This window comes from Nocardiopsis sp. SBT366 (assembly GCF_001083815.1).
Taxonomy (GTDB): domain Bacteria; phylum Actinomycetota; class Actinomycetes; order Streptosporangiales; family Streptosporangiaceae; genus Nocardiopsis; species Nocardiopsis prasina.
Window position 1 is genome coordinate 1 of the sequence record NZ_LAVM01000029.1, and the last position, 26,798, is coordinate 26,798.

Consider the following 26,798-nt stretch of genomic DNA (forward strand, 5'->3'; position numbering starts at 1 on the left):
AACACGCAAGGAACATCGGCACAAACCGGCAGGTAACAACGGTGGCGCCTCCCAGGGCCTTTGACCCCGGACTTTTCGCCGCCTTAAGTTGTCAATGTCAACTTCCGTCCCCTCCCCGGGGACGGAAGTTGACATTGACAACTTAAGGCGGCGAAAAGTCCGGTGTCAAAGGCCCTGGGAGGCGCCACCGTTGTTACCTGCCGGTTTGTGCCGATGTTCCTTGCGTGTTCTATGTGACGCCCGTTACTCTGGCGGAATCTCTATTCCGCCATGAGGAATAGAGTTTCCGAAATTCAATGAACCCCCTGTGGAGGGCCCGCATGGCAGCAGCCACGGAAGCCGAAGCCCCCGAACGCCCCCGCCCCCGCTTCTACCGGTCCCTGTTCTTCCAGGTGATCGTCGCCGTCGTGGTGGGTGTGCTGATCGGACACCTGTGGCCCTCGTTCGGTGAGAGCCTGCGCCCGCTTGGCGACGGCTTCATCCGACTGATCAAGATGCTCATCGCCCCGCTGATCTTCTGCGTGATCGTCACCGGTATCGCGAAGGTCGGAGACCTGGGCGCCGTGGGCCGGATCGGCATCAAGGCGCTGGTGTACTTCCAGGTCGTGACCGCCTTCGCGCTGCTCTACGGCATGGTCGTGGCCAACCTCCTCAAGCCCGGTGTGGGCTTCGAGGTCAACCCCGCCGACCTCGACACCGGCGCGCTGGAGGAGGTGACCCAGGGCGGCGAGATCCCCGGGTTCGCCCAGTTCCTCCTGGACGTCATCCCCGAGAGCGTCGTCGGCGCCTTCGCCGAGAACTCACTCCTCCAGGTGCTGTTCTTCGCCGTGTTCGTCGCGCTGGCCCTGTCGAAGCTGGGGGAGCGGGGCAAGCCGATCCTCGACCTCATCGACCGCTTCACCGACGTCATCTTCACCTGCATCGGCTGGATCATGCGCGTCGCCCCGCTGGGCGCCCTGGGCGCGATGGCCTTCGTCATCGGCGCCTACGGCCTGTCCTCGCTCAGCAGCTTCGGCATGCTCATCATCGCCTGCTACTCCGCGGCGGCCGTCTTCCTGCTCGCCCTCGCGGTCATCGCCCGTGTGCTGGCGGGGGTCAACCTGTGGAAGTTCCTGCGCTACACCAAGGAGGAGTTCGCCCTGGCCATCGGCGCCGCCTCCTCCGAGGCGGTCATGCCGCGCATCATGCAGAAGCTGACCAACGCGGGCTGCTCCAAGGCGACCACCGGCCTCGTGGTTCCCACCGGGTACTCCTTCAACCTCGACGGCGCCGCCATCTACCTGCCCATCGCCGCGCTCTTCCTCGCCCAGGCCTTCGGCGCGGACCTGAGCATCGCGGACCAGCTGATGATGGTGCTCATCCTCCTGCTGACCTCGAAGGGCATGGCAGGGGTCCCCGGATCGGCCTTCCTCGCCCTGTCGGCGACCGCCACCGCGCTGGGCGCCTTCCCGGCCGCAGGCGTGGCGCTGCTCCTGGGCGCGGACCGCCTGATGGACACCATGCGCGTGTCCATCAACCTGCTCGGCAACTGCGTGGCCACCTTCGTCATCGCCAGGTGGGAGGGGCAGCTCGACATGGAGCGCATGCGCGCCGTCCTCGACGGCAAGGAGCCCCCCGCCCCGGTGGAGACCGAGACGGAGGACGACCGGGAACGTCCCGATGAGGCGGAGACCGTCGCGGTCTCCGCGCCCGCCTCCGAGGCGCACCGGGACGACTCCGAGCCGAAGCCGGAACGGTAACCCTCCGGGCTCCGGAACGGGGAAGGCCGGGCCGCCGTCGGTGGACGGCGGACCGGCCGCGCGCAGGTGGGGCGGGGCCGCCGTGTCGCGGCCCCGCCCCGGCCCTGTTCCTTGGATCATTCCTCCCACCCGTCGCCCGCCAGCACCCTCGACGGACGCCTGCGGCGCGGTGTCCTCGCGTTACCACCGGGCGGCCTCTCGCTGCGCCGACATCACTCGGACAGCCAACCCCGGGCTGACCTCGCTCATCGTCTGGCGAGAGATTGCCTGGGCGGCCGCTGTGCGAGGCCGCGGAGTTTGCGTAGCAGCGCACAGCAGGGGAGACGGCCGCTCGCATCGATGTCGGCTCCGCCGACACGAGCGAAAGCATCCAGAAAAACAGGCCCTAGAGCCCCAGGGCGTGCATCGCGAAGTGGAAGGCGAACACCGCGCTGAGGATCCACATCAGCCAGCCGACCTCGCCGAACCGGCCCTGCGCCGACTTGATCACGGTGTGCGCGATGATCCCGATCCCGATCCCGCTCGCGATGTCGTAGGCGAACGGCATGATCGCGATGGTGAGGAACGCCGGGATGGCCACCGAGACGTCCGTCCACGCGATCTGTCCCACGTGCATCATCATCATGGCGCCGACCAGCACCATCGCCACGGACGCCGCCTCGGCGGGCACCATGCCGAACACCGGGGCGAAGAAGACCGCGCTCAGGAACAGCAGACCCGTCACCACGCTGGCCAGGCCGGTCCGCGCCCCCTCGCTCACGCCCGCCGTGGACTCCACGAACACCAGGGTCGCCGACGAGCTGGTCAGACCACCCGTCACGGCACCGGCGCCGTCGGTGACCAGGATCTGGTTCACCCGGGGCATCTGCCCGTCCGCGTCGGCGATGTTGGCCTTGGTGCCGATCGCCAGGATGGTGCCCAGGGCGTCGAAGAACCCGGCCAGCACCAGCGTGAAGAGGATGACCCCGGCGGTGGTGGGCCCGGCCGTGGTCCACGCGCCGAACATGTCCACCTGGAAGAGCAGGCCGAAGTCGGGCGTGGACACCGGGCTGGAGGGCAGCGCGGGAACGCCGCCGCCCCAGGAGCCGGGGTCCAGCCGCAGCGCGGAGTGCAGGACCACGGCGAGGACGGTCGCGCCGACGATCCCGTAGAAGATCGCCCCGGGCACCTTCCTTGCCAGCAGTACGCTGGCCAGGACGAGCCCGACCACGAACACCATGACGGGCCACCCGTCCAGGTGTCCGCCACCGCCCGCGGCCCCGATCTGGAGCAGGCTGCCGCCGTCGCTCGCGCTGACGAACCCCGCGTTGGTCAGGCCGATCAGCGACACGAAGAGCCCGATGCCGACCCCGATGGCCAGCTTGAGGTCGTGCGGGAGCGCGTTCATCACGGCGGTGCGCACACCGGTGACGACCATCAGGATGATGGCGACGCCCTGCCACACGACCAGGCCCATCACCTCGGGCCAGGCCATCTGCGGTGCCGCCTGGTAGGCGACGACCGCCATCACGCCCAGAGCGGCCGCGCAGGCGATCGGCGCGCGGCCGACCACGCCCATCATGATGGTGACCAGCCCCGCGGCCAGAGCGGTCATGGTGGTCAGCTGCGCGGCGGACAGGTGGTCGCCGTTCACGTCGGCCACGCCGCCGAGGATGATCGGGTTCAGGACGATGATGTAGGCCATCGCCATGAACGTGGTCAGTCCGCCGCGGACCTCCTGCCCGAACGTGGAGTTCCGCTCGGAGACGAAGAAGAACCGGTCGAGCCAGGATCGATCCGTACCGGCGCGCGGGCCCGGCCGCGCGCCGGTGTCGTTGGATTTGGTCACGTCCCCTCCTGGAGGGATATGAGCACGGTGGATAGCACCATGGGTGGGGGGTTCGCTACTTCGCGTAGTCAACCTTGGGTGGCGTCAGGTCGTTTCCTTCCTGACGACCCGCCCCGGGGCCGAGGGCGTCGGAGATCCGGGGCGGGCGACTGAGGGGACGGGGCGACGACGTCACCCCGCCCGAGGTGGCCGCCGCGCGCGGCGGCCACGGGTCACAGCTCGATGCCCACGATGTCCTCCGGCCGCACCGGCGCGTGCGTCAGCGGACGTCCGGTGGCGGCGCGCACGGCGGCCACGATCGCGGGGGTCGACGACAGCGTCGGCGGCTCGCCCGCTCCACGCAGTCCGTACGGGGCGTGCGGGTCCGGGTGCTCCAGCACGTCGATGCGCATCGGGGGCATGTCCAGGATGGTCGGGATGAGGTAGTCGGTGAAGGACGGGTTGCGGATCTCGCTGTCCTTGACCTGGATCTCCTCCATCAGCGCCAACCCCAGCCCCTGGGCGGAGCCGCCCTGGATCTGACCGGCCAGCTGCTGCGGGTGGAGCACCTTGCCCACATCCTGGACCGCGTCCAGGGCCACCACCTTCACCAGGCCCAGATCGACGTCCACGTCCACCACGGCACGGTGCACGCACATCCCGAACTGCGTGTGCGAGTCCCCCTGCCCCAGGGTCGGGTCGAGCACCTCGGTGGGCCGGTGGTGGTGCTCGCGGGTCTCCTCCACGACCGTCCCGCCGCTGGCGGACTCGCCCAGGAGGTCGGCCAGGGACACCAGGACCCCGGCGCTCTCCGAGACGACCTTGCCGCCGACCAGCGACAGCTCGGAGTCGGCCACCTCCGCCGGAACGATCCCGCGCTCCCGCGCCAGCGCGAACACGGCCCCCCGGACCGCCTCGCAGGCCATCTTCACAGCGCCGCCGGTCATGTACGACTGCCGGGAGGCCGAGGACGAACCCGCCGAACCCACCTGGGTGTCGGAGGGGGCGATCGCCACCTTCTCCACCCCCAGTTCGGTCCGAGCGATCTGTCCCTTGATCGTCACCAGCCCCTGGCCGACCTCGGCGGCCGCCGTGTGCACCAGCACCACCGGCTCGCCGCCCACGATCTCCATGCGCACCCGCGCCGTGGAGTAGTCGTCGAAGCCCTCCGAGAAGCACAGGTTCTTCAGGCCGACCCCGTACCCCACGCCGCGCACCACCCCCTCGCCGCGGGTGGTTCCGGCCACGCCGCCGGGCAGGGTGCGCTGGTCGGAGGGGTCCTCCAACGAGGCCCGTTCCACGGGCATCGGCAGGTCGCGGGCGCGTTCCAGCATCTCCACCATGGGCAGCGGCATGTCGATCTCCTGGCCGGTGATGATCCGGGAGCCCTGCGCCATCGCGTTCTTGACCCGCAGCGCCACCGGGTGCATGCCCAGCTCCGCCGCGAGCTTGTCCATCTGCGACTCGTAGCCGAAGCAGGCCTGCACCGCGCCGAACCCGCGCATGGCGCCGCACGGCGGGTTGGTGGTGTACACGCCGTAGGCGTCCACCATCACGTGCGGGACCTCGTAGGGGCCGATGCCCAGTGAGGAGGCCACACCCACCACCGCCGGGGTCGCCGACGCGTACGCGCCGCCGTCCACGATGATCTCCAGGGTGGCGTACACGAGCGTGCCGTCGGCCCTGGCCCCGTGTTCGAAGCGCATCTTGGCCGGGTGCCGGTGCACGTGGCCGTAGAAGGACTCCTCGCGGTTGTACACGAACTTCACGGGCTTGCCGGTGCGCAGCGCCAGCATGGCCGCGTGGATCTGCATGGACAGGTCCTCACGGGCACCGAAGGCGCCGCCCACACCGGCCAGTGTGAGCCGCACCTTGTCCTGGGGCAGGCCCAGGGCCGGGGCGATCTGCTTCTGGTCCACGTGCAGCCACTGCGTGGCCACGTACAGGTCCACGCCGCCGTCCTCGGCGGGCACCGCCATGCCGGACTCCGGGCCGAGGAAGGCCTGGTCCTGCATGCCCACCTCGTACTCGGTCTCCACGACCGCGTCGGCCTCGGCGCGCAGGCGCTCCAGGACCCGGAGCCGCTCCTGCTCCGACTCCGCGGCCGCGGCGAAGTCGCCGCTGCGGATGGGCTGGTGGCGCACCCGGTTGCCGCTCTGGCGGTACTCCTCGTGGACCGGGAGGGTGCCCTCCTCGTGCACGAGCGGGTACTCGGGGTCGTGGGCGGCCCGCACCGAGTCGCTCACCGGGGGCAGCACCTCGTAGTCCACCCGGACGCGCTCCATGGCCCGGCGCGCGGTCTCGGGGTGGTCGGCGGCCACCACGGCCACCGCCTCGCCCTTGTAGCGCACCTTGTCGAAGGCGAGCACCGGCTGGTCCTGGTACTCCAGGCCGTAGCGCTTGGCGCCGGGCACGTCCTCGTGGGTGAGCACCGCCTCCACACCCGGCAGCCGCAGGGCCTCGGTGACGTCGATGCCCAGGATGCGGGCGTGCGGGTGCGGGCTGCGCAGGGTCGCGCCCCACAGCATGCCCTCCATCCACAGGTCCGAGGAGTAGGCGAACTCTCCGGTGACCTTCAGCGTGCCGTCGGGTCGGCGGGGGCTCGCGCCCAGGCCGTCCTTCGTGGTGCTGGACAGGTCCGTGGTCACGGTCTCGGTCGTCGCCTTCATCAGCGGTTCGCCTCCTGCATGAGGGATCGGTGCGCCGCACGACCCCGCGCGGCGGCAGTCTCGGCGGACAGGGTGCGCAGCTCACCGCGGTCGACGACGGTGTTCCCGCCGACCAGGAGCCGCTCCAGGGGCGGCACGGGGCCGAAGGTCAGCGCCACCACCGGGTCGGCGATCACGTCGTGGCCGAACCCGTCCACCCGCCACAGGGCGACGTCGGCCTGCTTGCCGACGGTCAGCGAGCCCAGTTCCGCGTCGCGGCCCAGCACCCGGGCGCCGCCCAGGGTGGCCAGCTCCAGGGACTGGCGCGCCGTCAGCGCCTGGGGGCCCTTGCGGGCACGGGCCATCAGCAGGGCCTGGTGCATCTCACCGGCCAGCCCCGTCAACTCACTGGACGCCGGGCCGTCCACGCCCAGGCCCACCTTCGCCCCGGCATCCAGCAGCTCCGGAACCCGGCAGATACCGGCGCCCAGACGGGCGTTGGAGGTCGGGCAGTGCGCGACACCGGTCCCGGTGGCCGCGATCCGGCCGATCGCCGCGTCCGACAGGTGCACGGCGTGCGCGAACCACACGTCCTCGCCCAGCCAACCGAGCTTCTCGGCGTACTCCACGGGGGTGCACCCGAACTCGGCCAGGCACTGCTCCTCCTCGTCGAGGGTCTCGGCGAGGTGGGTGTGCAGGCGCACGCCCCGGTCCCGGGCCAGTTCGGCGGCGCCGGTCATCAGCTCCCGGGAGACCGAGAACGGGGAACACGGCGCCACCGCGACCCGCGTCATGGACGAGGCGGAGGCGTCGTGGTGGGCGTCGATCGCCGCGGCCGTACCGGCCAGGGCGCCCTCCAGGGTCTCCACCACGCTGTCCGGGGGCAGGCCGCCCTGGCTGTGCCCCCGGTCCATCGAACCGCGCGCCAGGTCCAGGCGCACACCCACCTCACGGGCGGCCTCCACCTCGGCGGCGACGATGTCGCCGCGCCCCGCCGGGTAGATGTAGTGGTGGTCGGAGGCGGTGGTGCACCCCGACAGCGCCAGGTGGGCCAGACCGGCCGAGGTCGTCCCCGAGACCACGTCGGCGTCCAGCCGGTGCCAGATCTCGTAGGAGCCCACCAGCCACTCGAAGAGCGTGCCGTCAGCGAACAGGCCCTGGGTGGCCCACTGGTACAGGTGGTTGTGGGTGTTGACCAGACCCGGAGTGGCCACGCAGCCGCGCCCGTCGATCCGCTCGACCTCCCCCTCCACTCGGGGCGGCGGTCCCGCGCCCACGGCGGTGATCACACCGTCCCGGGACACCACGTGCCCGTCGGCGTACTCCGCGCCGTCCACCGTCACGACGTGTGCGCGCTCGATGATGACGGTCCGGCTCATGAGCCGCTCCCCGCTTCCTCGGCACGACGCCCGGCCGCCAGGTGCACGGCGTCGATGATCTTCTCGTACCCGGTACAGCGGCACAGGTTGCCCGCCAGCGCCTCACGGATCTCGGCGTCCCCGGGCGCTTGCCCGCCCGCGCCCACCGTGCGCTCCAGCAGGTCGTCGGTCTGCACCAGCAGACCCGGTGTGCAGAACCCGCACTGGACGGCGCCCGCCTCCACGAAGGCCTCCTGGACCACGCCCAGGGTCCGGTCGCCGCCCTTGCCCGACCCCTCGGCCAGACCCTCGACGGTGCGCACCTCGCGCCCCTCGGCCTGTCCGGCGGCGATCATGCACGAACACGCGGTCACACCGTCGAAGTAGACCGTGCAGGAACCGCACTCGCCCTGCTCACAGGCGTTCTTGCTGCCCGGCAGGCCCAGGCGCTCACGCAGCACGTACAGCAGGCTCTCGCCCGGCCACACGTTGTCGGCGGTGACGTCCTCACCGTTGACGTTCAGATTCACGCGCATCGCGCGGACCCCTTCCGGTAGTCGGTGACGGACCAGCTCAGCGCACGACGCGCCATGACTGACAGGGCGTGCCTGCGGTACTCGGCGGTGCCGCGCTGGTCGTCGATGGGACGGGAGGCCGCGGCCACGAGCTCGCCGAAGCGGCGGACCACGGACTCAGAGAGGGGACGGCCGTCCTCCCAGTCGAACTCGGCCTCCAGGAACTCCTCGGCCGCCTCCGAGCGCAGCGGCGTCGGGCCGGCCGAACCGATCCCGGTGCCCACGGTCCGCCGCTCGGAGTCCAGAGCCAGACTGAAGGAGGTCACCGCGATCACCATGGCGTTACGGGTGCCGATCTTGGCGAACTGCTGGGGGCCGGCGGCCTCGGGCAGCAGGACCGCCGTGATCAGTTCGTCCGGCCGCAGCGCGGTGGTCCGGAACGACAGATAGAAGTCGCGGGCCCGGACACGCCGCGTGCCGCGCACCGAGGCCAGCTCGATCTCGGCGTCGGTGGCCAGCAGCGGCGGGTGCGCCTCCCCGGCGGGGGAGGCACCGCCCAGGTTGCCGCCGACGGTGCCCCGGTTGCGGATCTGGGGGGAGGCCACCGACCGCGAGGCCCTGGCCAGTGCGGGCGCACGGCCCGACAGGTGTTCGATGATCCGGGTGTAGGGAACGCCGGCGCCCAGGCGCGTGCGGTCGCCGTCCACCCCCCACTCGGTCAGCTCGGGGACCCGGGTCAGGTCGATCAGCGCCGAGGGGCGGCGCTTGTCGAAGTTCAGCTCCACCATCACGTCGGTGCCGCCCATGATGGGCACACCGTCGGGGTGGGCGCTCCTGGCCTCTAGGGCCTCCACCAGCGTGGATGGCCTCAGGAATTCCATGCTCGTCCTCGTCCTGCGCAGTGCGGTCCGGTCGCGTCGATTCTGTCGCGACCTCTCCTTGGTGGGCGATGCTGTGAAGTAGAACACCCTGTTCCGGCGTCCGACCAGCCGTCGATGACATGAAGAGTCCGCGGAACGAACGGGCGGAGTTGGGCGTTTCCTACAAGCAGTGTCGGAGTCACGCCCCGGAACCGCCGGTGATGTCGTCGAACGCCCTGGTTCGGGGGCACACTGTCCTGGTACGAAGCCACCATCAGGGGAAGCCGCCCCACCCGACCGACAGAGGGAAGCCCATGCAGATCAGTGAGCTGCTCGCCGTCAGGCGACTGCACCTGCGGTTCCTGGCGGGTGCCGAGCACGCCCACCGCGACATCCGGTGGGCCTACACCACTGACCTGCTCGAACCCGCCCGCTACCTGCGTGGCGGGGAACTCGTCCTCACCGGCATGATGTGGCGGACCCGCCCCGAGGACTCCGAGACCTTCGTGGCCTCCGTGGTCGGCGCCGGGGCCCTGGCGGTGGGGGCGGGCACCGCCCTGGGAGAGGTCCCCGACGACCTGGTCGCCGCCTGCGCGGCCCACGACGTCCCCCTCGTGGAGATCCCCCCGGAGACCTCCTTCGGCGTGGTCACCGAGGAGGTGCTGCGCTCCCTCACCCAGCGCCGCTTCACGACGATCGCCGAGACCCGGGACCGCCAGCGCCGCCTGATGGCCGAGGTCGCCTCGGGGGCCGACTTCCCCGACGCCTTCGCGTCCGCCGCCCGGCAGGCCGGGGTCACCGCGTGGGTGGTCTCCGCGAGCGGTCGGCAGGTCGCCTCCTCCGGTGGGGCCCTGACATCCGAGGAGCGCGAGGACCTCGCGGCCAAGGCTCTGACCTGGTCGTCCTTCCCGCACACCACCCGGGGCTCCGCGGGCGGGCAGGGCCGCGCCCTGACAGTCGTCCCCATCCGGACCAAGGAGTCGCACCCGCTCTCCAACTGGCTGCTCGTGTGCACCGGCGACCACGAGTCCTGGAGCGAGGAGGAACACGAGGCGGTCGCCGAACTCGTCTCCGTCAGCGTCCTGGCCCGCAGCCGCGACGAGGAACGCTCCCTCACCACCGCGCGGCACCTCGAGGGGTTGCCCCGGCTCCTGGCGGCCCAGCGCTTCGACGAGGTCACCGCCCTGATGCGCGGCACCGGTGAGGAGAGGGCCCCCGAGCCCGACGACCGCGTGCACGTCGTGGTCAGTGCCATGATGCTCCCCGAGCCGCGCGTGCCCGACCTGGCGCGCCGCGTGGTCGCCGAACTCGTGGCCGACCACCCCGGAGCCGTGGTCACCGGGGACAACGACGCCCTCGCCGTGGTCCCCGTGGAGGGCCCCGAGGAGCAGGCCCGCGCCAGGGCCGAGGCCATCCGGTCCGAACTGGTCCACCGGGCCCGCGTCCTGGACGGAGGGCTGCTCGACTACCGGTTGGCCGTGGGGCTGAGCTCGGCCTCCCAAGGCGTGGCCGAGCTGCGCGGCGCCGCCGTGGAGGCCCGCCACGCCCGCCGCCTCGCGGAGCTGCGGGGCGGGCGCTCCCGGGTGATCGCCGGGGCCGAGATCGACTCACACGAACTCCTGCTGGCCTCGGTGCCCGAGGAGGTGCAGACCTCCTACCGCGAGCGACTGCTGGGACCTCTGTTGGAGTATGACCGCGACCACCGGTCCGAGCTGGTGGAGACCCTGGAGCAGTTCCTGTCCCACTCGGGTTCCTGGCAGCGCTGCGCCGCCTCCATGCACGTCCACGTCAACACCCTGCGTTACCGGATCGGCCGGGTCGAGGAACTCACCGGCCGCGACCTCAGCAGTCTGGAGCACCGGGTCGACCTGTTCCTGGCACTCAAACTGCGCGACTGAGTGCTCCGACACGGGCGCCCGTTGTCGGTGGTGAACGTTAGAGTCCGGAGCGTGAGCACCGACCTTCTCGGGCAGTCCGAGACCACCGACGCCGACCTGTCCGAACACGACCTGCGCGACGCCCTGTCCAAGGACCCGGGCGCCCCGCGCGTCCTGACCCGCTGCGACCTCAGCGGCGCCGACCTGCGCGACGCCCACCTGGTGGACGCGCGGTTCGTCGACTGCCGCCTGGACGGGGCCCGTCTGGACCGCGCCGTCCTGGAGGGGGCGGTGTTCACCGGGGGAGGGGCCCCTGGTGCCTCCTTCGCGAACACCGAGTGCACGGACACCCGCTTCGAGCGCATGGACCTGGCCAACACCCGCTGGCAGGGCGCGCTGCTCACCGACACCGTCTTCACGGGGTGCAGGCTGACCGGGGCGGGGCTCAACTCGCTGCGGGGGATCGGCTACTCCTTCGCCCAGTGCAACCTGATGCTGGCCCGCTGCAAGGGGCTGGTCCTTCGCGGTCAGACCCTGGAGGGTCTGCGCATGGACGAGGTGGACCTGGCCTCGGCGGACCTGCGCGAGACGGTGTGGGTGGAGTCGCGGCTGCGCGGGGCCAACCTGGTCAACGCCCGGTTCACCGGGGCGGACCTGCGCGGGGTGGACCTGGGGGAGTTGGAGCTCCAGCAGGCCGGTTTCCTGCGCGGCGCCACCATCGGTCCCGCCCAGGCCGGGATGATCCTGGGGTCGCTGGGCATCACCGTCACGGACTAGGCACCAAGCGGCGACCCCGCCCCGCGAGGAGGACTCCCGCGGAACAGGGCGCCGTGAAGAATCTACATCGTAAAGCTATCGCTTCGTCTCACCTCTCCCATGCCCCGCCCTGCGTCCCCCACGAACGCCTCGAAAGAACGTGACTCGCGCCCCAGCGCCTCCCGGGCGCCGGGGGAGAGGTGGGCGTTCCGTGCCGCGCGGGATGGGGGAGACAACCACCCGGGACGCGGGATCTTCCGCCCCACCCCGCTGTCGCACACGGACGTCTCGGAGGCCGGATGGCCGGTGAGGCGTCCGCGTCCGACCCGGACTCCACCGGGACGTGGTCGGGATCGGCGACTCCGCGCCCGGAGTGCGTCCCATGGGCGGAGCGCGTCAGGAGAGCCCCCAGCCCTCGTGGAAGGTGCGGGCCACGTAGTCCGAGAAGCCGCGCGGGTCACGCCCCAGCGCCTCACGGACACCGGGGACGTACGTGGACTCCAGGCCGCGCCGGATGGCCGAGAGCGCCATGACCATGTCATCGGTCCCCGCCTCGGACCAGCCCTGCGCCAGGAGGCCGCTCGCGTACTCCTTCTCGGACACCGGTTCGTAGCGGATGGTGCGGCCCAGTGCCTGGGAGATCTCGGCCGCCACCTCCGACAGGTTCAGCGCCCGGGGTCCGCCCAGCTCGTAGGTACGTCCGTGGTGGCCCGACTCGGTGAGGGCCGCGACCGCGACGGCAGCTATGTCCTCGGTGTCGATCCAGGTGGTCGCCCCGTCGGCGGTGGGCAGCCGCAGCACCCCGGAGCGCACCCCGTCCGAGAGCAGTCCCTCGCTGAAGTTCTGTGAGAACCAGCCCGGACGCAGGATCGTCCACTCCAGGCCGCTGGCCCTCACCGCCCGCTCTCCCACCAGGTGCGCGGGGGTGTCGTTCGGATACTCGAAGTAGTTCGGCCCGTCGACGCCACGCGCCGACAGCTGGACGACCCGCTCCACCCCGAGCGCGACCGCGCGCTCAACGAACTCCGGAGCGCGCGGGTCCAGGTCGTTCTGCACCAGGTACACCGCCCCGGCTCCGCGCAGGACCCGGTCCCAGGTCGACGGATCGCTCCAGTCGAACCCCCACTCGGAGGAACGGGAGGCCGCCCGAACGGCCACGCCCCGTTCCCGCAACCGGGCCAGGACCCGACTGCCGGTCATCCCCGTCGCTCCGGTCACCAGGACCGGACGTGTCGTCTGTTGTGTCGTGTGCTCTGTCATGACCATGATTCAACCCCGATGATCTGAGACGATCCATGGTCCAGAAGCTCAAGCGGATATTCCATCGTCTACGCTTGCGAGTATGGACGCACTCTCGGACCTCCTGGACGGGGTCCGCGCCCGAGGGGCGCTCTTCAGCAGGTCGGTCATGAATCCGCCCTGGGCTGTGCGCTTCGCCCACAGCTCACCGCTCACACTGGTCACCATGGTGCGAGGAGGGGCCTGGATCGTCCCGGAGCACGGTGAGCCGCTCGAACTGGCCGCCGGGGACACCGCCATCCTGCGCGCCCCCGGTCCCCACACCGACGCCCACCCCGCCGACGCCCCCGTCACCTGCACGGTCCTGGACCGCGACACCTGCCTGGGGCCGGACGGCGCCGCCCTGACCGAGGAGGCCAGCCAGGGGCTGCGCACCTACGGCGAATCCTCGGAGTCCCCGGACCTGCTGCTCAGCGGCTACTACGAGGTCTCCGGCGACCTCAGCCAACGTCTGGTCTGCGCCCTGCCGCCGGTCCTGGTCGTCCCGGGCGACGAGTGCCACGACTGGCTCCGCGAGCTGATCACCGCCGAGATCGACTGTCCCGCCCCCGGCCAGCAACTCGTCCTGGACCGCCTGCTGGACCTGGCCCTGATCACCATGCTGCGCGCGTGGTTCGACCGCCCCGGTGCCCGTCCGCCCGCCTGGTACACCGCGATGGACGACCCGGTGGTGGGCCAGGCGCTGCGCCTGATGCACAACCGCCCGGACAACCCCTGGACCGTGGCCCTGCTGGCCGAACACTGCGGGGTCTCCCGCGCCACCCTGGCCCGCGACTTCCGCGCGCTGGTGGGGGTCCCGCCCATGACCTACCTGGCCGACTGGCGGGTGGGGCGGGCCGCCGACCTGCTCCGCGAGTCCGACACCACCGTGGAGGCGATCGCGCGCAGGGTCGGCTACTCCAACGCCTTCGCCCTGAGCGCGGCCTTCAAACGGCTGCGCGGCACCACGCCCACCGAACACCGCCGGGCCGCCTCGGGCGCGCCCGCGCAGTGGTCCGCGCCGAGGGGAGAGGCGGACCTGGTGGGCGTCGCCCCCGTTCCGTCCAGTTGAGGCGCTCGACGGTCCGAACAGCACCGCGCTGTGCACCGAGGGGATCGAGGCCCTCCGCCCGGTGGCCCACAGGGTCGAGTTCGGCGGCAGGCGCGAACTCGGCCGCGCCCACGTCGTTGCGCCCCTGGAGGGGCTGTGGCCCGGCGGATCGGCTCCCGCCTGGGAGTGGACCTCCGGCGGCCGTGAACCTGGCGGGTCAGGTGTCCAGGGCCCGCGCCACCGCGACCTGGAACCCGGACATCTGCGTCGCGCCGCCCTCGATCTCCCAGAGGGTGTCCTCCAGGACCCGCACCAGCGTCCAGGCGCGGGCCCGTTCCCGGTCCAGCCCCGCCACCTCGGTCAGCAGGTCGAAGCGGCGCCGGGTCTCCCGGACCGCGTCGCCGGTGGCCTCGGCCTCCTCCCACCGGTTGCGCAGCGCGGGCAGCAGCTCGAAGCCCGAGTCGCCCACCAGCGGTTTGGGGTCGATGGCCAGCCACGGCCCCCGACCCGAACCGGGCAGCGGCGCCAGCACGTTCCCGTAGTGCAGATCCCAGTGGAGCAGCTGGTCGCCCGGTTCGGTGGCCAGCTCCCGGGCGAGCCCCGCCCACCGTCCGAGGCGCGCCCGGGTCCGCGCCCGGACACGCTCGGAGCCGACCACGGCTTCGGCGTCGCGCGCCATACGCAGCGCCATCGTCCCCAGGTCGCGCGTCCCGGGCGGCCCGGGTCGGGCACCGAGTCGGCCCAGCAGGGAGCCGATCACCCCCAGCGCCTCGTCCAGGGGCACGGTGTCCAGCCGCCGGGTGGGGTCCAGCGCCTCCAACAGCATCGCCCCGGTGCCGGAGTCGTGGTCCAACAGCCGCACCGCGCCGTCGCCGTCCCAGGCGCGCAGCGCCACGGGTTCGCCCTCGGTCTCCTCGTCCACCGGCTGTACCTTGAGCACGGCCGGGGAACCGTCCGCCCGCTCCACCGGGACGACGAGCGCCACGGCGCCGTGCATGGGTGCCCCCGTGGGTCGCAGCCCCCACCGGTCGCACTGGCGGGCGGCCAACCGGGGCAGGTCCCGGGCCCACGCGGGGTCGAAGAACCCGTCGAGCGTCGCGGCGAGCGCTGGCGGAACGGGGATCGGGGGAGTGGTCTCGTCCATGGTCCCGGTCTCCTTCGTCGTCGTGTTCGGCTGTGACGAAGGAGTGTCGGCGGGGCACGTGCCTAGCGCGTACCGAACACCGTCACCTTCCCGCGGGCCCGCCCATGGGCCCGACGGCCTCGGCGGAGGGCCTCGACCATACCGGCCAGCGCGGGCTTGGGAGCGTGGTCGTCGTCGAAGGGAAGCGCGGCCGTGTACCCCGGGAACCACTCGGGGATCCACGAGTGCGCGTCGCTCACTCCCCACACGGTCACGCCCACGCAGCGCGACACCGCCAGGCAGGACTCCAGGACGTGCCGGTACTCGTCGGCCTGGGCCGAGAGGTCCTGGTCACTGGCCGGTTCGGGGACGCGCACGTCCAGTTCGCTGATCTCCACGTCCAGGCCCAGGTCGGCGAAGCGCCGCATGTTCTCGGCCAGGTCCTCGGGCACGTCCCCGTGCACGAAGTGGCCCTGGAACCCGATCCCGTGCAGCGGCACGCCCTGGTCCAGCAGGTCCGAGGCGAGCTCGTACAGGGCGTCGGCCTTGGCGCCGCTGCCCTCCACCCCGAACTCGTTGATGTAGAGCTTCGCCTCGGGGTCGGCGTCGTGCGCCGCCCGCAGCGCCTCGGCGACGTAGTCCTCGCCCAGTGTCTGGTGCCAGAGGTTCTCGCGCAGCTGTGGGGAGCCGTCCTCGAAGGGTTCGTTGACCACGTCCCATGAGGCGACCCGCCCCTGGTAGCGGCCCATCACCGCGCCGAAGTGCTCCCTCATCACCTCGCGCAGATCGTCGGGGTCGAAGGACCCCTGCGCCAGCCAGGCCGGCAGCTGGTTGTGCCACAGCAGCGTGTGCCCCCGCACCGACAGCCCGTGGTCCTCGGCGAAACCCACCACCGCGTCGGGCCCGCTCCAGTCGAAGGTGCCGCGCTCGGGCTGGACGTACTGCCACTTCATGGTGTTCTCGGCCGTCACCGACGTGTAGTGGTCGGTCACCACGTCCCGGTACTCGGTTTCGTGGGTCAGCGGGTTCACGGCCACGGCCACGCCCAGCTCGATCCCGTGCGAACCCGCCAGGGCCGGGAGTTCACTCGACGGCTCCCGGACGGGGCCGGGGAGGACCAACGCCAGAACCGCGACCACCAGGAAGACCACCACGCAGACCGCTCCCGCCGAAAGCAGGACACCCCTTCCGCGCGTGGCCGAACGCCAGCCGTTCCGGACGGCCCCCCGAACCCCGTCGGTCCCCACCCTCTACCGGCTCCCGGTGGACACCGGGAACTCGGACAGGGCCCGCACGGTCAGCGTGCCCCGCCGGGTGGGCATCGCGGTGGGCCGTAGCCCGGGAGCCCGCTCCGCCAGCGCGCGCAGCGCGATCTCGCCCTCCAGCCGGGCCAGTGGAGCGCCCAGACAGTAGTGGGCCCCACCGGAGAAGGACAGGTGCTCAGCGGCGTCGGCCCGGGTGATGCCGAACCGGTCGGGGTCGGTGAAGTGCCCCGGGTCCCGGTTGGCCGATCCGATCAGGCACATGATCTGTTCTCCGGCCCCTACCGGGATCCCCTGGACCTCGGTGTCCGTCCGGGACCAGCGTCCGGTGAGCTGGACCGGCGAGTCGAAGCGCAGGACCTCCTCCACGGCCCCGGTGGCCAGAGCGGGATCGGCGACCAGCCGCTCCCACTGCTCCCGGTGGCGCAACAGCGCCATCACCCCGTTCCCGATCAGGTTCACCGTGGTCTCGAACCCGGCCACCAGCAGCAGACGGCACATCGCGGTCAGCTCGGCGGCGGTCAGTTCCCCGTCGTCGGTCTGCCTGACCAGGGTGGAGACCACGTCCTCGCGTGGTTCGGCTCGGCGGTCGGCCATCAGACGAGCGAACAACTGGTCCAATTCTGCCGTCGCGTCCTGGATCTCCCGCAGGTGACGCGCCGAGCTGGCCCCGTCGAGTGCCCCGCCGATCACGTAGCCGATCCGCACGAAGTCGGCGTCGTCGCGCTCGGGGACTCCCAACAGGCGGCTGATCACCTTGATGGGCAGGGGTTGGGCGAAGTCGCGCATGAGGTCGAACCCGTCGCGGGCCGGGACCGCGTCGAGGAGGTCGGCGGTGATCCTCTCGATCTCGGCGCGGTACTCGGTCATGCGGCGCGGGCTGAACGCCGGGCGGGCGAGTTTGCGCAGTCGGGTGTGGTCCGGCGGGTCCAGTTGGAGGAAGGACAGGTCGACGGCGCGGTGCTGGTCGGGTACCTCGACGCCCTCGGGCGGCTCCACGCCGAAGTCGCGCGAGCGCAGGATCTCGTCCACGGCGGCCCGGGTGGTGGCGGCACTGAACCCGAGCCTGCTGGAGACCACCGGGCCCTCTTCGCGCATCCTGCGGTAGGTCGGGTAGGGGTTCTGCCGCCAGGGCCAGTGCAGGAGGCGGCTGGGGTGGTCGCCGCGCTGGGCGGTGAGCCACGACACGCCGTGGGCCAGGCGGAGCTGGGCGTCGATACGGAGGGTGTCGAGTGTCCGCATGCTTGATGGCTCCTCTCGGTGACCCTCCGAGCCTAGGCCTCCCGGCCCCCGTACCCGGGGCGAACGCGGGAGTTGGCCGTCTGTGGCCAGGTGGGAACCGCGCCCCGGGGGCCGCTCGTTCACTCCGTTCCCGTCGTTCTCCGCGCGGGTCCCCCGGCTCCCTCCTGCGGGTTCGCGCGAACCCCGGGGCACCGGGGCGGATCACACATCGTGACGGTGGTCGGGCGGGGGCGGCCAAGGCCTAGACTGGGGCCCCGTTCGGTAGGAAGACGCCGCAGAGCCGGAGGTTGAGGACGTTGGGGCCGCTAGAGAACTCTGATCCGGAGCGGGTCGGTCGGTACCGGCTGATCGGTCGCCTGGGCGCCGGTGGCATGGGTCAGGTGTTCTTCGGGCGCTCGGCCGGCGGCCGCGCGGTCGCGATCAAGCGCATCCACCCGCACCTGGCCAGCGACCCCTCCTTCCGGCAGAGGTTCGCCCGCGAGGTCACCGCGGCGCGTCAGGTCAGCGGGGCGTTCACCGCCCCGGTCATCGACGCCGGGCCCGACGACGAGGTGCCCTGGCTGGTGACCTCCTACGTGCCCTCGCTTCCCCTTGACGAGGCGGTGCAGGCCCACGGCCCGCTGCCCGAGGCGAGCGTACGGGTCCTGGCGGCGGGTCTGGCCGAGGCGTTGGCGGAGATCCACCGGGTCGGGCTGATCCACCGCGACCTCAAGCCCGGCAACGTGCTCCTGTCGGAGGACGGGCCCCGGGTGATCGACTTCGGTATCGCGCGGGCCACCGACGGCACCGCCGCGACCCAGTCGGTGATCGGCACGCCGGGGTTCATGAGCCCCGAGCAGGTGCAGGGCTCCGAACTCACCCCCGCCAGCGACCTGTTCGCCTACGGAGCGGTGCTGGCCTTCGCGGCCGCTGGGACCGGGCCGTTCGGCGAGGGCAACATGCCCACGATGGTCATGCGCATCATCAGCCGGGAACCGGACCTGTCCGCCGTCCCGGAGTCGCTGCGCCACCTGATCGCGGCCTGCCTGTCCAAGGACGTGCGGGGGCGGCCGGGACCGGGCGAGATCCTCGACTACCTGGGTGACGTGCACGCCGGGTCCTCCTGGCTCCCCCCGGCGGTGATGATGGGTGTGCAGGAGCAGGTGGCCAAGGTCAACAAGGCCCTGGCGACCTCGGCGGGCGATCCCGGCGCGACCGGCGGCCACCAGCGGACCGAGGCCCTCGGCGCGGGCGGGGCCGCCGCGCTGGGCGGCGCGGCCGGAGCGGTGGCCGGTGCCGCCGCGGCGGGCGCCTTCGGGGACGACCATTCCACGCAGGTGGCGCCGTCGGGCGGGTACGGGACCCAGGACCCCTCGGCGGGCGCGACCTCGGTGCTGGGCAACCAGCCGGGCGCTCCCCACCAACCCACTGCCGGCTTCCCTGGGACCCAGGCGCCGGGCCAGCCCGGCCAGGTCCCGCCCACGGCCCAGTTCCAGCCGACGCAGCAGCACCAGCAGACCCAGCAGTACGGTCAGGGTGGCCAGGGCGGACCGAGCGAGGAGGACCCCTACGCGGACCTCTACGGCGGGCGCCGCGACCAGCGCACCGACCCCCGTCAGCAGCAGGACGGCCAGTACCGCCAGGCGGAGCAGCAGCGTCAGCGACAGATGGAGCAGCAGCGCCAGCGGCAGGAACAGCAGCGCCGGTCCCAGGAACAGCAGGAGGAGCAGCGGCGCCGCCAGGAGGCCGAGCGCGCCCACCGCGACCGGATGCGGGCCGAGCAGGACGCCGCCCGCCGGGCCCAGGCCGAGGCGCGCCGCGCCGACCAGCCGGGGCTGTGGGGCTTCGTGAAGCTGCTGCCGCTGATGATCATCCCGCTGATCCAGATCCCCCTGGGGTACGGGGCGTCGCTGGCCTGGGCGTGGTTCACGGCCGAGGCCGACATGTGGACCGGGTCGGTCTTCTACTTCGAGCCGTGGAGCGTGGACGGGTTCCTCCACGCGATGATGCTGGGCTACTTCCTGCTCAACAACATGGTGTCCCTGGAGTACCTGATCCGCTCGCTGCGGACGTCGTTCGTGGTGGGCGCGGTGTTGGCGCTGGCGGCCATGGCCGCCACCAACTTCCTGTTGTTCAGCTTCGGTTTCTGGGGCTGACCTGCGGGCTGACCCCGAGGGGGTGGTGGGACCGCAGCGGTCCCACCACCCCCTTGCCCTTTCCCGCGGGTCAGAGCAGGTAGAGGAAGACCACCAGGACCAGCCCCGCCACGGCGATCACCCAGGTGTAGGGCAGGGTGGAGAGCATGGAGCGCTCGGGTCGGATCCCCGCGTACTGCGAGGCCCACACGGTCTGTGTGCTCGTGGGGTCGGAGACGCCCAGCACCTGCCCGTAGGAGGCCATCAGGCCCAGGACCGCTGCGGCAGGGTAGATGTTGCCCGAGATGAGCACGCCTGCCACGCCCGCGCCCAGGCCGAAGATGTTCATCGGTCCGCGGTACAGGCTCAGCGGGACCATCAGCGCGAAGACCAGGACGAACAGCCAGGGGTTGCTCGGGCTGACCGCGGTGACGACCGGGCTGAGCGCGGTGACCGCGCCGGGCAGGCCCACTGCTGCCAGGAGCATGCCGATCGCGATGAACAGCACGATCGGCGGGGCCGCCACGTCGAAGGCCTGGTAGAGGGTGCGCAGCGCTGTGGCGGTCATCTCCCGCCAGGGGACGGCGGTGAACAGGGCGAAGACCACACCGGCCAGCAGCGACGGGATGATGGGGATCTCGAACCCCAGCGCCAGCACGATCGGCACGAGCGGAGTGACCAGCGCGTACCAGGGGGCGTCACCGCGACGGCGTCGGCGCTCGGCCGCCTTCTCCCGTCGGCTGACGGGCTGGTCCGCGCCGCCGCCTCCTGCCGAAGCTGGAACGCGTACCGCCCAGGTGTGCCGGGCACCCTTGCGGCGCATCTCGATCAGGATGTAGGCCAGGCCTCCGGCCAGGGCGATCGGGAACAGACGCAGCTGGAAGTACTGGACGGTGGAGACCGGAACACCGATGGCGTCGGAGAGGAACTGCCAGTTGATCAGCTCCAGCGGCACGCCGGCGGTGATACCCACCAGCACGGTCCCGGCCGCGACGGTGGGGGTGACCCCGACCGCGATCATCGCCGGGATGCCCACCACCCCGGCGAGCATCGCGGCGGGGGCGGAACCGGTGATGCTGCCGCACAGGATCGCGATGAAGAAGACCCCGACGGCCACGACCGAGGGGCGTTCGCCGCCGAACTCCACGATCTTGCGGACCAGGGTGGAGGCGATGCCGGTCTCGGACATCAGGGTGCCGAGCCAACTGCCCAGGAGGATGGCGATCATGGTCGCCGACAGTCGCGGGGCGCCCTCTTGCAGGACGGTCCCGACCACGCTGTCCTCCTCCCCGGTGAGCGGCGCTCCGGCGATCAGCGCGATGGCCACGGACAGCAGGACGAGGGCGAATGCGGTGGGCAGGCGGCGGGTCAGCATCAGGCCGACACCCACCGCCATGGCGAGCAGGATTCCGAAGGCGGTCACGGGCGGTCTCCGGGGGTGGTGCGGGAGCCCGACCCCGGTGGGTGCGGACTCCGGTGGGTGAGGGCCGCGGCGATGGCCGCGGTGAGCGCCAGCGGGCTGCGGCGCAGCGAGCAGCGGCGGTGGGCGTAGGCGTGCGCGGTGATCTCGTCGGCGCCGACCACGTGGCCGCGCAGGCGCAGCGGGCCGAAGCGCAGGGCTGTGTGGTCGATCCTGCGGCGCAGCTCCCGGCCGAGTTCGCCGTGCAGCATGCGGTGGGCCTCCTCGTGGGCGAGTGCGGCCTGCCGTACGGTGTCGCGGGTGTAGTCCTCGCTCCACCCCGCGGCCCGGGCGACGCGTTGGGCGAAGGTGAGGGCGTCGGTGTAGACGACCACCTGGGAGCGGGCTCCTCGGTGGAGGTACTCGGCCAGCAGGACCTCGCGGGAGCTGACTCCGCCCCGCTCCCTCTCGGTGATCCGCGGTTCAGGCGGGGCCCAGGTGCCGCCGCGGGAGTCGGCCATCGCGCGGCCGAACTCCAGGGCGGTGGCGGCCCAGCCGCGGAGCTGTTCGCGGTCGCGTCCGCCGTGCGTGGGGGTGAGGGAGAGCAGGTCGGCCGCCAGCTCCTCCTCGCTCTGGTCGGCGATGCGCGCGTAGCGTTCCCGCAGACTGCCCCTGTGCGGTGGTGTGGGTGGCGTCGGGGTGTTCATCGGCGCCGCTCCATGAGGACGACGACCTTCTCCTCCGGGCCGCGTCGGGCGATCTCCGTCGCGGCCAGCGCCAGCAGGTGTCCGGAGTCCATCACCCCGGACAGGTCGGCCAGCTTGGGGCCGAGCAGCAGCCACACCGCGGGCGGCACGGCGCCGCCGTCGCCGTAGACGGTGCGTTCGGCCACCAGGTCCTTGAGCCCGCCCTCGGCCTGACCGGCGACGAGGGTGTCCACCTCGGCGTCGGAGCTGTGCAGGCGCACCACCCCTTCGGAGTCGACCACGCGCACGTGGGTGCGTTCCCGGCCGAAGCGGCCGAACGGGCCACCGGGGCGACGGACCAGGCCCAGGACCCGGTACTGGTCGGTGGCGGCGTACTCGGTGAGCTCCTCGGGACGCGCGTCCAGGCTGGCGGCGACGGCGGCGCGGGTGGCGGCCTCGCCTGCCACCGAGGAGCGGTCCTTGGTGCGTAGTTCGGTGGCGCCGGTGGCCACGGCGGTGACCAGGTTGCGCTGGGGGTCGACGGTGACGTCCACCTCGATGGCGCTCGGGTCGGCGCCCTGGTCCAGGACGGCCTGCTCGGCCTCGGCCCGTACCGCCAGGACGTCGGCGTGGGTGGCGCCGGGGATGATGCGCTCCACCGATTCGCGGACCAGTGCCAGGGCCACCCCCAGCGGGCTGATGACCTCGCTGTGCGCGGCGATGCGTGCGTTCAGTCTCATGCGTTCGCCCAGGTAGGGGGTGACGGTGGCCGCACCTCCGCCACCGCCGACCATCGAGCACACGTCGCGGTCCAGGCCGTAGTCGTCCACGAGGGCGTCCACGACCTCGGACACGCGGTCGGTCGCCCGGTGCAGGACCTGGCGGGCAGCGCCCTCGACATCCGTGCCCAGGGCCTCGGCCAGCGGTTCCAGGGCAGTACGGGCGGTGGCGGACTCGGCACGCGCGTAGTCGCCCTCGGGGACCAGTCCGGCGGCGTTGGCGGCGCAGGTGACGGTCAGCGCGAACCGGCCTCCGTCGCTCTCCAGGACCGCGTAGTCGGCCGGATCGCCCTCCAGGGGCCTGATCGTGACGAGGCGCGCGCCCTCCAGCTCGGCGGGCTCGGCGAAACACGCGTAGGGCAGGCCGGAGATGTGGGCGCTGCGCGGGCCCACGTCGATCAGGGAGGCCCCGGCGGGCCCGGTACCGCTGATCCGGATCAGGGAGCCGCCGCCGATCCCGACGGTGCGCACGTCCAGGGCGGAGAGGTAGGTCTCCTTGCCGCCCAGTTCGGTGTGGCGGATCTGGACGCGACCGCGCCGGATGACGCTGATGTCGGTGGATGTGCCGCCGGTCTCCAGGAAGACGCCCTCGCTGACCTTCTCGCCCATGAGCGCCCCGGCGACCCCGGCCGCGGGGCCGGACAGGACCGTGAGCAGGGGGCGGTGACGCATCTCCGGAAGCGACATCACGCCGCCGTCGCACCGCATCACCATCAGCGGGGCGCTCACCCCTGCCCTGAGGATGCTGCTCTCGACGAGGTCGGCGGTCAGGAGCATACGGGGCATCACCCCGGCGTTGAGCGCCGCCGTGCGGGCCCGTTTGCCCAGGCCGTAGAGCTGGGTGATCTCGTGGGTGGCGGTGGCGGGCAGGTGGCGGCTGGCGGCGGCCTCCAGGACGGCGCGTTCGCCCCGGGGGTCGTCGACGCTGAAGGGCTCGACCGCCACGATCACCTCCGCGCCCTCGGCGATGACCGCGTCGACGCTGGCCAGCGCGGCCTCCGAGCTCTCGGGTTCGCGCAGGGCGGCGTACCGGACCGGCAGAGCATGGCCGGAGTCGAGCCGCAGCTTGCCCAGGGAGCGCAGACGCCGGTTGGCCAGGGCGTCGAACCCGGTGCCCACCCCCACGATCCCGATGGTGGCGACGTCGCCCTCCAACAGGGCGTTGGTGGCCTGGGTGGTGCCGTGCGCGAGGAAGCCGACGTCGTCGGCGCTCACACCGATGTCGTCGAGCAGCCGTTCCAGGGCGGTCATGATGCCGTCGGCGACGCCGTCGGCGTGGTCGTGGCTGGTGGGTACCTTGACCTGCCCCAGGAGGGCGTAGGTGGTGGCGCTGACGGCGACGGCGTCGGTGAAGGTTCCGCCGACGTCGATGCCGACGCGTACGGGGTCGCGGGCCGGGGGTGGTGTCGGGTCGCTCATGGGGGGCCTGTCTGTGCGGTGGTGCCTGGGGGGTTCAGCGTCCGCTGACGTCAGTAGCCGCGGACGTCGGGCCAGCTGCGCTCCACGCCGGTGCGGTCCAGCAGCGCGGTGAAGTCCCGGAGGAGGTCGGTCTTGTCGTGCACGGCGTGCGGCGTGGTGTCGTGGTCCAGGGCGAAGGCGGCCAGGCGCCCGGCCGCCTCGCCGACGTTCCACTCCACGGGGTGCAGACGGAAGCAGCCGTTGGTGATGTGGGTGGTGCCGATGTTCTTGGCGGCGGGCAGGAGGTTGGTCGCGCGTTCGGTCAGGAGCGCTCCCATGGGGATCTCGAAGGGCACGCTGGCGATGTCCACGTAGTTGTCGCCGCCCGTGGAGGGATGCAGGTCGATGCGGTAGCTGCCCACCCCCACCGAGTCGTGGCGCCGCACGATGCCGTGCGGTCCGCGCAGGTCCAGGGAGACGTCGTGCTCGGTGACCGTGGTGACGGCCCTGATCCGCCGGGACTCGCGCACGTAGGCCGCCTTGGCCAGTCCGTGCGGCGCGCCGGTGACGTCGGGGCGGGGTCGGAGCCCGGGGAAGCCGGTGCCACCGTCCGCCCGGGGAGCCTCCGTCTGGAGCCAGTACAGGACCGACAGCGAGAGCTGGCGGGCCTCCTCGTGGGCCCGGCGCACGGTGTCGGCGTCCACCACCCCCTCGATCTCCAGGGCGGGCAGGAGCCAGTAGTCGTTCAGCGGCCAGTTGGCCAGGGTGATGTCGGATTCGAAGGCGCCGGGCGTGTGCAGCCCCCGGGCCAGGATCCTGCGGAACCCCCACAGTTCCTTGTCCCCGGCGTCGGCGCTCTGGTCGGCGTCGATCGCGAGCGGATCCGTCCCCGGGTTGGGTACGAAGGTCCGGGCGACCGGTTCCAGGGTGCGGGGGTCGGGCGCGGAGAAGCCCACCAGCGGCCCGGGCCAGAAGTCCGGCCGGTAGGAGCGCCAGAAGTCGTACATGGCCGGGCGCTCGATGGTGTGGTCCTCACCCTCGTGGTGCGACACCGCGAAGCAGTAGGTGATGCCCTGGAGGTTGGCGGGATCGGCGGTCTCGGGTGCGTGCGGCTCGCCGTGCTCCGAGCGGGCCTCGGCCCCGGTGACGTGCGCGATCCCGGCCATCGGCAGCAGGTCCCCGTCCTCGGTGGCGTCCAGGACGTAGGCGGCCTCGACGGTGTGCCGCCCGCCCTCGTGGTCCTCCAGGACCACCGACCGGACGTGGTCGCCGTCAGCACTGACCTCCACCGGGCGGTGGCGGAGCAGGACGGTGACGCGCCCCGCCGAGCGGTGTGGGGCCAGCATCTCCTCAAGTACGGCCAGGGCCACGCGGGGCTCGTGGCAGAGCTTGCTCACCCGGCCCGCGCCGGGGTTCAGATCGCGTTCGGCTGCGGCCTCCGCGCGCAGGGGGTACACGCGCCGGTAGTGGTCGCGGATCCCCTCCCGCAGGCGTCGGTAGGAGGCCGTGCACCCGAACCGCTCGATCCACGGGTGCTCGTCGGGGGGCACGGCCTGGGAGGTGAGCTGGCCGCCGATCCAGTCGGTCGGCTCGGTGAGCACCACGCGGCGGCCGGAGTCGGCGGCGGCCAGGGCCGCGGCGACCCCGCCCAGTCCGGCGCCGACCACGAGGATCTCGGTACTGCTGCGGGTCATGTCAGTCCTTTCGGGGGTGGGTCATCGGGGGCCGGGCGAGGGTGGCGCCCTCGACCGGTTCGCAGGGCAGGAGTCGCCGGGTGGGCCCGGAGCGGTCACCCTCGATCAGGCGCAGGAGCAGGCGGACCGCGTCACGTCCCATCGCGCGCATCGGTACGACGAAGCCACCGAAGTCCGCCCCTCCTCCCGGGGCAGTGCCCCGGGTTCCGGTGGGCGCGCCGAGCAGGGCCAGGGAGAGGTCCTCGGGGCAGCGCAGTCCCGCGCGGTCGACGGCGGCGCCCAGCCCGTCCAGGGCGGCCCCGGTGTCGGTCTGCTCGACCACCACCGCGGTGACGCCCGCCGCGCGCCATTCCCGCAGCAGGGTGTCCAGGTCGCTGCCGTCAGTGCGCACCACCAGGTCGGCGGTGTCCAGCCCTGCCTCCCGGGCCCCCTTCAGGACCCCCTCCTCGCGGTCCGTCGACGCCGGGGCCTGGTCGTGTTCGCGCAGGTAGCGCAGGGTGCGGTGGCCCAGGGCGGCGAGCCGGGCCACCACCCCGGCCGAGGCCGACACGTAGTCCGCCCCGACGTAGGGCACGCCGGGTTCGTCGCGGCGGCCGATGTAGACGAAGGGGAATCCGTCCTCGACCAGTCGCCGAACGGGTTCCTCCGGCACGTGCCGACCGAAGAACAGACAGCCGTCGGCCACCCGGACGCGACGGACGGCTGCGGGGTCGTCGGCGCGCTCGGCGGCACGGGCCGACCCGGTGAACAGGATCAGGTCCTGTCCCTGGGCTGCGGCCTCCTCCTCCACCCCGACCAGGATCGGGTAGTAGGAGTGCGCCACGTCCGTGGGGAAGGTCGAGCTGAAGGTGTACAGGCCGAGCATGGCGTTGGTGGCCGAGGCCAGCCGGGTGGCGACGGGGTCGGGCACGTACCCGAGCTCCTCGGCCGCGTCCAGGACGCTCTGCCGTGTGGGCCTGGCCAGGGCCATGCCGGCGGGTGTGCCGCGCAGGACCAGGGAGACGGTGGCCTGGGAGACACCCGCCAGCCTGGCGATGTCGGACTGGCGGGGTCTGCGCCGTCCGGTCGGCCTGGGATGGTTCACCTGTCACTCCTCCGAGGGGACGTGCTAATGCGCATTAGTCCATGACTGTGAGCTGGCACATGCTCGGTGTCAAGGGGAGGAACGCCGATTTCCGGGAGGTGACCGCAGGGTTTCACTAATACGTATTA

General features: G+C 72.1%; 19 protein-coding genes. 5 read left to right on the plus strand and 14 right to left on the minus strand.

All coding sequences use genetic code 11. From position 1 onward, the window contains the following. The first annotated feature begins 320 nt into the window (after nucleotides 1-320). Nucleotides 321-1,739, plus strand: a complete 1,419-nt coding sequence (dctA, locus tag ADX84_RS11050) for a C4-dicarboxylate transporter DctA (protein WP_049571817.1) — start codon at nucleotides 321-323, stop codon at nucleotides 1,737-1,739. A gap of 385 nt (nucleotides 1,740-2,124) precedes the next feature. Here the strand turns inward: dctA and ADX84_RS11055 are convergent, their stop codons facing one another. The 5 genes from ADX84_RS11055 to ADX84_RS11075 form a co-directional block, all read right to left on the minus strand. Beyond that, nucleotides 2,125-3,567, minus strand: coding sequence for an NCS2 family permease (locus ADX84_RS11055; RefSeq protein WP_049571696.1), 1,443 nt, complete (start codon nucleotides 3,565-3,567; stop codon nucleotides 2,125-2,127). Between the two features lie 212 nt (nucleotides 3,568-3,779). Next, nucleotides 3,780-6,215 (minus strand): xanthine dehydrogenase subunit D, encoded by a 2,436-nt coding sequence (gene pucD, locus ADX84_RS11060; RefSeq protein ID WP_049571698.1) that lies wholly within the window; start codon nucleotides 6,213-6,215, stop codon nucleotides 3,780-3,782. Beyond that, nucleotides 6,215-7,573: an 8-oxoguanine deaminase gene (locus ADX84_RS11065; protein ID WP_049571701.1), complete on the minus strand. Its 1,359-nt coding sequence runs from the start codon at nucleotides 7,571-7,573 to the stop codon at nucleotides 6,215-6,217. The genes pucD and ADX84_RS11065 overlap by 1 nt, the downstream gene beginning before the upstream one ends. Then, entirely contained in the window at nucleotides 7,570-8,088 is a 519-nt protein-coding gene (locus ADX84_RS11070; protein ID WP_049571705.1) for a (2Fe-2S)-binding protein, read from the minus strand. Before ADX84_RS11070 ends, ADX84_RS11065 begins: the two co-directional genes overlap by 4 nt. Next, nucleotides 8,079-8,948, minus strand: a complete 870-nt coding sequence (locus ADX84_RS11075; RefSeq protein WP_049571708.1) for a xanthine dehydrogenase family protein subunit M — start codon at nucleotides 8,946-8,948, stop codon at nucleotides 8,079-8,081. Before ADX84_RS11075 ends, ADX84_RS11070 begins: the two co-directional genes overlap by 10 nt. Before the next feature lie 293 nt (nucleotides 8,949-9,241). On the opposite strand from ADX84_RS11075, the gene ADX84_RS11080 reads away from it, so the two are divergent. Further along, nucleotides 9,242-10,825, plus strand: a complete 1,584-nt coding sequence (locus ADX84_RS11080) for a PucR family transcriptional regulator (protein WP_049571711.1) — start codon at nucleotides 9,242-9,244, stop codon at nucleotides 10,823-10,825. Between the two features lie 51 nt (nucleotides 10,826-10,876). Next, nucleotides 10,877-11,581, plus strand: coding sequence for a pentapeptide repeat-containing protein (locus tag ADX84_RS11085; RefSeq protein ID WP_049571714.1), 705 nt, complete (start codon nucleotides 10,877-10,879; stop codon nucleotides 11,579-11,581). A gap of 375 nt (nucleotides 11,582-11,956) precedes the next feature. Here the strand turns inward: ADX84_RS11085 and ADX84_RS11090 are convergent, their stop codons facing one another. Then, a complete protein-coding gene (locus tag ADX84_RS11090; RefSeq protein WP_049571820.1) occupies nucleotides 11,957-12,820 on the minus strand; it encodes an NAD(P)H-binding protein in 864 nt (287 codons plus the stop codon). 82 nt (nucleotides 12,821-12,902) lie between these two features. Between ADX84_RS11090 and ADX84_RS11095 the strand changes: the two genes are divergently transcribed. Continuing rightward, nucleotides 12,903-13,910: an AraC family transcriptional regulator gene (locus ADX84_RS11095; protein WP_049571718.1), complete on the plus strand. Its 1,008-nt coding sequence runs from the start codon at nucleotides 12,903-12,905 to the stop codon at nucleotides 13,908-13,910. Nucleotides 13,911-14,106: 196 nt separating this feature from the next. Here the strand turns inward: ADX84_RS11095 and ADX84_RS11100 are convergent, their stop codons facing one another. The 3 genes from ADX84_RS11100 to ADX84_RS11110 form a co-directional block, all read right to left on the minus strand. Further along, complete coding sequence (locus tag ADX84_RS11100; protein WP_049571721.1) at nucleotides 14,107-15,033, minus strand: aminoglycoside phosphotransferase family protein; 927 nt, start codon at nucleotides 15,031-15,033, stop codon at nucleotides 14,107-14,109. Nucleotides 15,034-15,095: 62 nt separating this feature from the next. Then, nucleotides 15,096-16,166 (minus strand): endo-1,4-beta-xylanase, encoded by a 1,071-nt coding sequence (locus tag ADX84_RS11105; RefSeq protein ID WP_234003923.1) that lies wholly within the window; start codon nucleotides 16,164-16,166, stop codon nucleotides 15,096-15,098. Between the two features lie 96 nt (nucleotides 16,167-16,262). Further along, the gene (locus ADX84_RS11110) at nucleotides 16,263-17,516 is read right to left on the minus strand and encodes a cytochrome P450 (RefSeq protein ID WP_049571724.1); all 1,254 of its coding nucleotides are present in this window, start codon (nucleotides 17,514-17,516) and stop codon (nucleotides 16,263-16,265) included. A 296-nt stretch (nucleotides 17,517-17,812) separates the two neighbouring features. On the opposite strand from ADX84_RS11110, the gene ADX84_RS11115 reads away from it, so the two are divergent. Then, nucleotides 17,813-19,651: a serine/threonine-protein kinase gene (locus tag ADX84_RS11115; protein ID WP_049571727.1), complete on the plus strand. Its 1,839-nt coding sequence runs from the start codon at nucleotides 17,813-17,815 to the stop codon at nucleotides 19,649-19,651. Nucleotides 19,652-19,721: 70 nt separating this feature from the next. On the opposite strand, the gene ADX84_RS11120 is transcribed toward ADX84_RS11115, so the two are convergent. Genes ADX84_RS11120 through ADX84_RS11140 form a run of 5 tightly spaced genes read right to left on the minus strand, consistent with a single transcriptional unit; the run spans nucleotide 19,722 to nucleotide 26,670 of the window. Then, a complete protein-coding gene (locus tag ADX84_RS11120) occupies nucleotides 19,722-21,053 on the minus strand; it encodes a transporter (RefSeq protein ID WP_049571730.1) in 1,332 nt (443 codons plus the stop codon). Continuing rightward, nucleotides 21,050-21,736, minus strand: a complete 687-nt coding sequence (locus ADX84_RS11125) for a hypothetical protein (protein ID WP_199776554.1) — start codon at nucleotides 21,734-21,736, stop codon at nucleotides 21,050-21,052. The genes ADX84_RS11120 and ADX84_RS11125 overlap by 4 nt, the downstream gene beginning before the upstream one ends. Continuing rightward, nucleotides 21,733-23,913 (minus strand): hydantoinase/oxoprolinase family protein, encoded by a 2,181-nt coding sequence (locus ADX84_RS11130; protein ID WP_049571733.1) that lies wholly within the window; start codon nucleotides 23,911-23,913, stop codon nucleotides 21,733-21,735. The genes ADX84_RS11125 and ADX84_RS11130 overlap by 4 nt, the downstream gene beginning before the upstream one ends. 50 nt (nucleotides 23,914-23,963) lie before the next feature. Next, complete coding sequence (locus tag ADX84_RS11135; RefSeq protein WP_049571736.1) at nucleotides 23,964-25,586, minus strand: FAD-dependent oxidoreductase; 1,623 nt, start codon at nucleotides 25,584-25,586, stop codon at nucleotides 23,964-23,966. 1 nt (nucleotide 25,587) lies between these two features. Further along, nucleotides 25,588-26,670, minus strand: coding sequence for a LacI family DNA-binding transcriptional regulator (locus ADX84_RS11140; protein ID WP_049571739.1), 1,083 nt, complete (start codon nucleotides 26,668-26,670; stop codon nucleotides 25,588-25,590). Nucleotides 26,671-26,798 lie beyond the last annotated feature (128 nt).

Coding starts and splice junctions, on each gene's coding strand:
- dctA (WP_049571817.1), top strand. CDS start 321: ATGGCAGCAGCCACGGAAGCCGAAGCCCCCGAACGCCCCCGCCCCCGC.
- pucD (WP_049571698.1), bottom strand. CDS start 6,215: ATGAAGGCGACGACCGAGACCGTGACCACGGACCTGTCCAGCACCACG.
- ADX84_RS11065 (WP_049571701.1), bottom strand. CDS start 7,573: ATGAGCCGGACCGTCATCATCGAGCGCGCACACGTCGTGACGGTGGAC.
- ADX84_RS11070 (WP_049571705.1), bottom strand. CDS start 8,088: ATGCGCGTGAATCTGAACGTCAACGGTGAGGACGTCACCGCCGACAAC.
- ADX84_RS11075 (WP_049571708.1), bottom strand. CDS start 8,948: ATGGAATTCCTGAGGCCATCCACGCTGGTGGAGGCCCTAGAGGCCAGG.
- ADX84_RS11080 (WP_049571711.1), top strand. CDS start 9,242: ATGCAGATCAGTGAGCTGCTCGCCGTCAGGCGACTGCACCTGCGGTTC.
- ADX84_RS11090 (WP_049571820.1), bottom strand. CDS start 12,820: ATGACAGAGCACACGACACAACAGACGACACGTCCGGTCCTGGTGACC.
- ADX84_RS11095 (WP_049571718.1), top strand. CDS start 12,903: ATGGACGCACTCTCGGACCTCCTGGACGGGGTCCGCGCCCGAGGGGCG.
- ADX84_RS11100 (WP_049571721.1), bottom strand. CDS start 15,033: ATGGACGAGACCACTCCCCCGATCCCCGTTCCGCCAGCGCTCGCCGCG.
- ADX84_RS11110 (WP_049571724.1), bottom strand. CDS start 17,516: ATGCGGACACTCGACACCCTCCGTATCGACGCCCAGCTCCGCCTGGCC.
- ADX84_RS11125 (WP_199776554.1), bottom strand. CDS start 21,736: ATGAACACCCCGACGCCACCCACACCACCGCACAGGGGCAGTCTGCGG.
- ADX84_RS11130 (WP_049571733.1), bottom strand. CDS start 23,913: ATGAGCGACCCGACACCACCCCCGGCCCGCGACCCCGTACGCGTCGGC.
- ADX84_RS11135 (WP_049571736.1), bottom strand. CDS start 25,586: ATGACCCGCAGCAGTACCGAGATCCTCGTGGTCGGCGCCGGACTGGGC.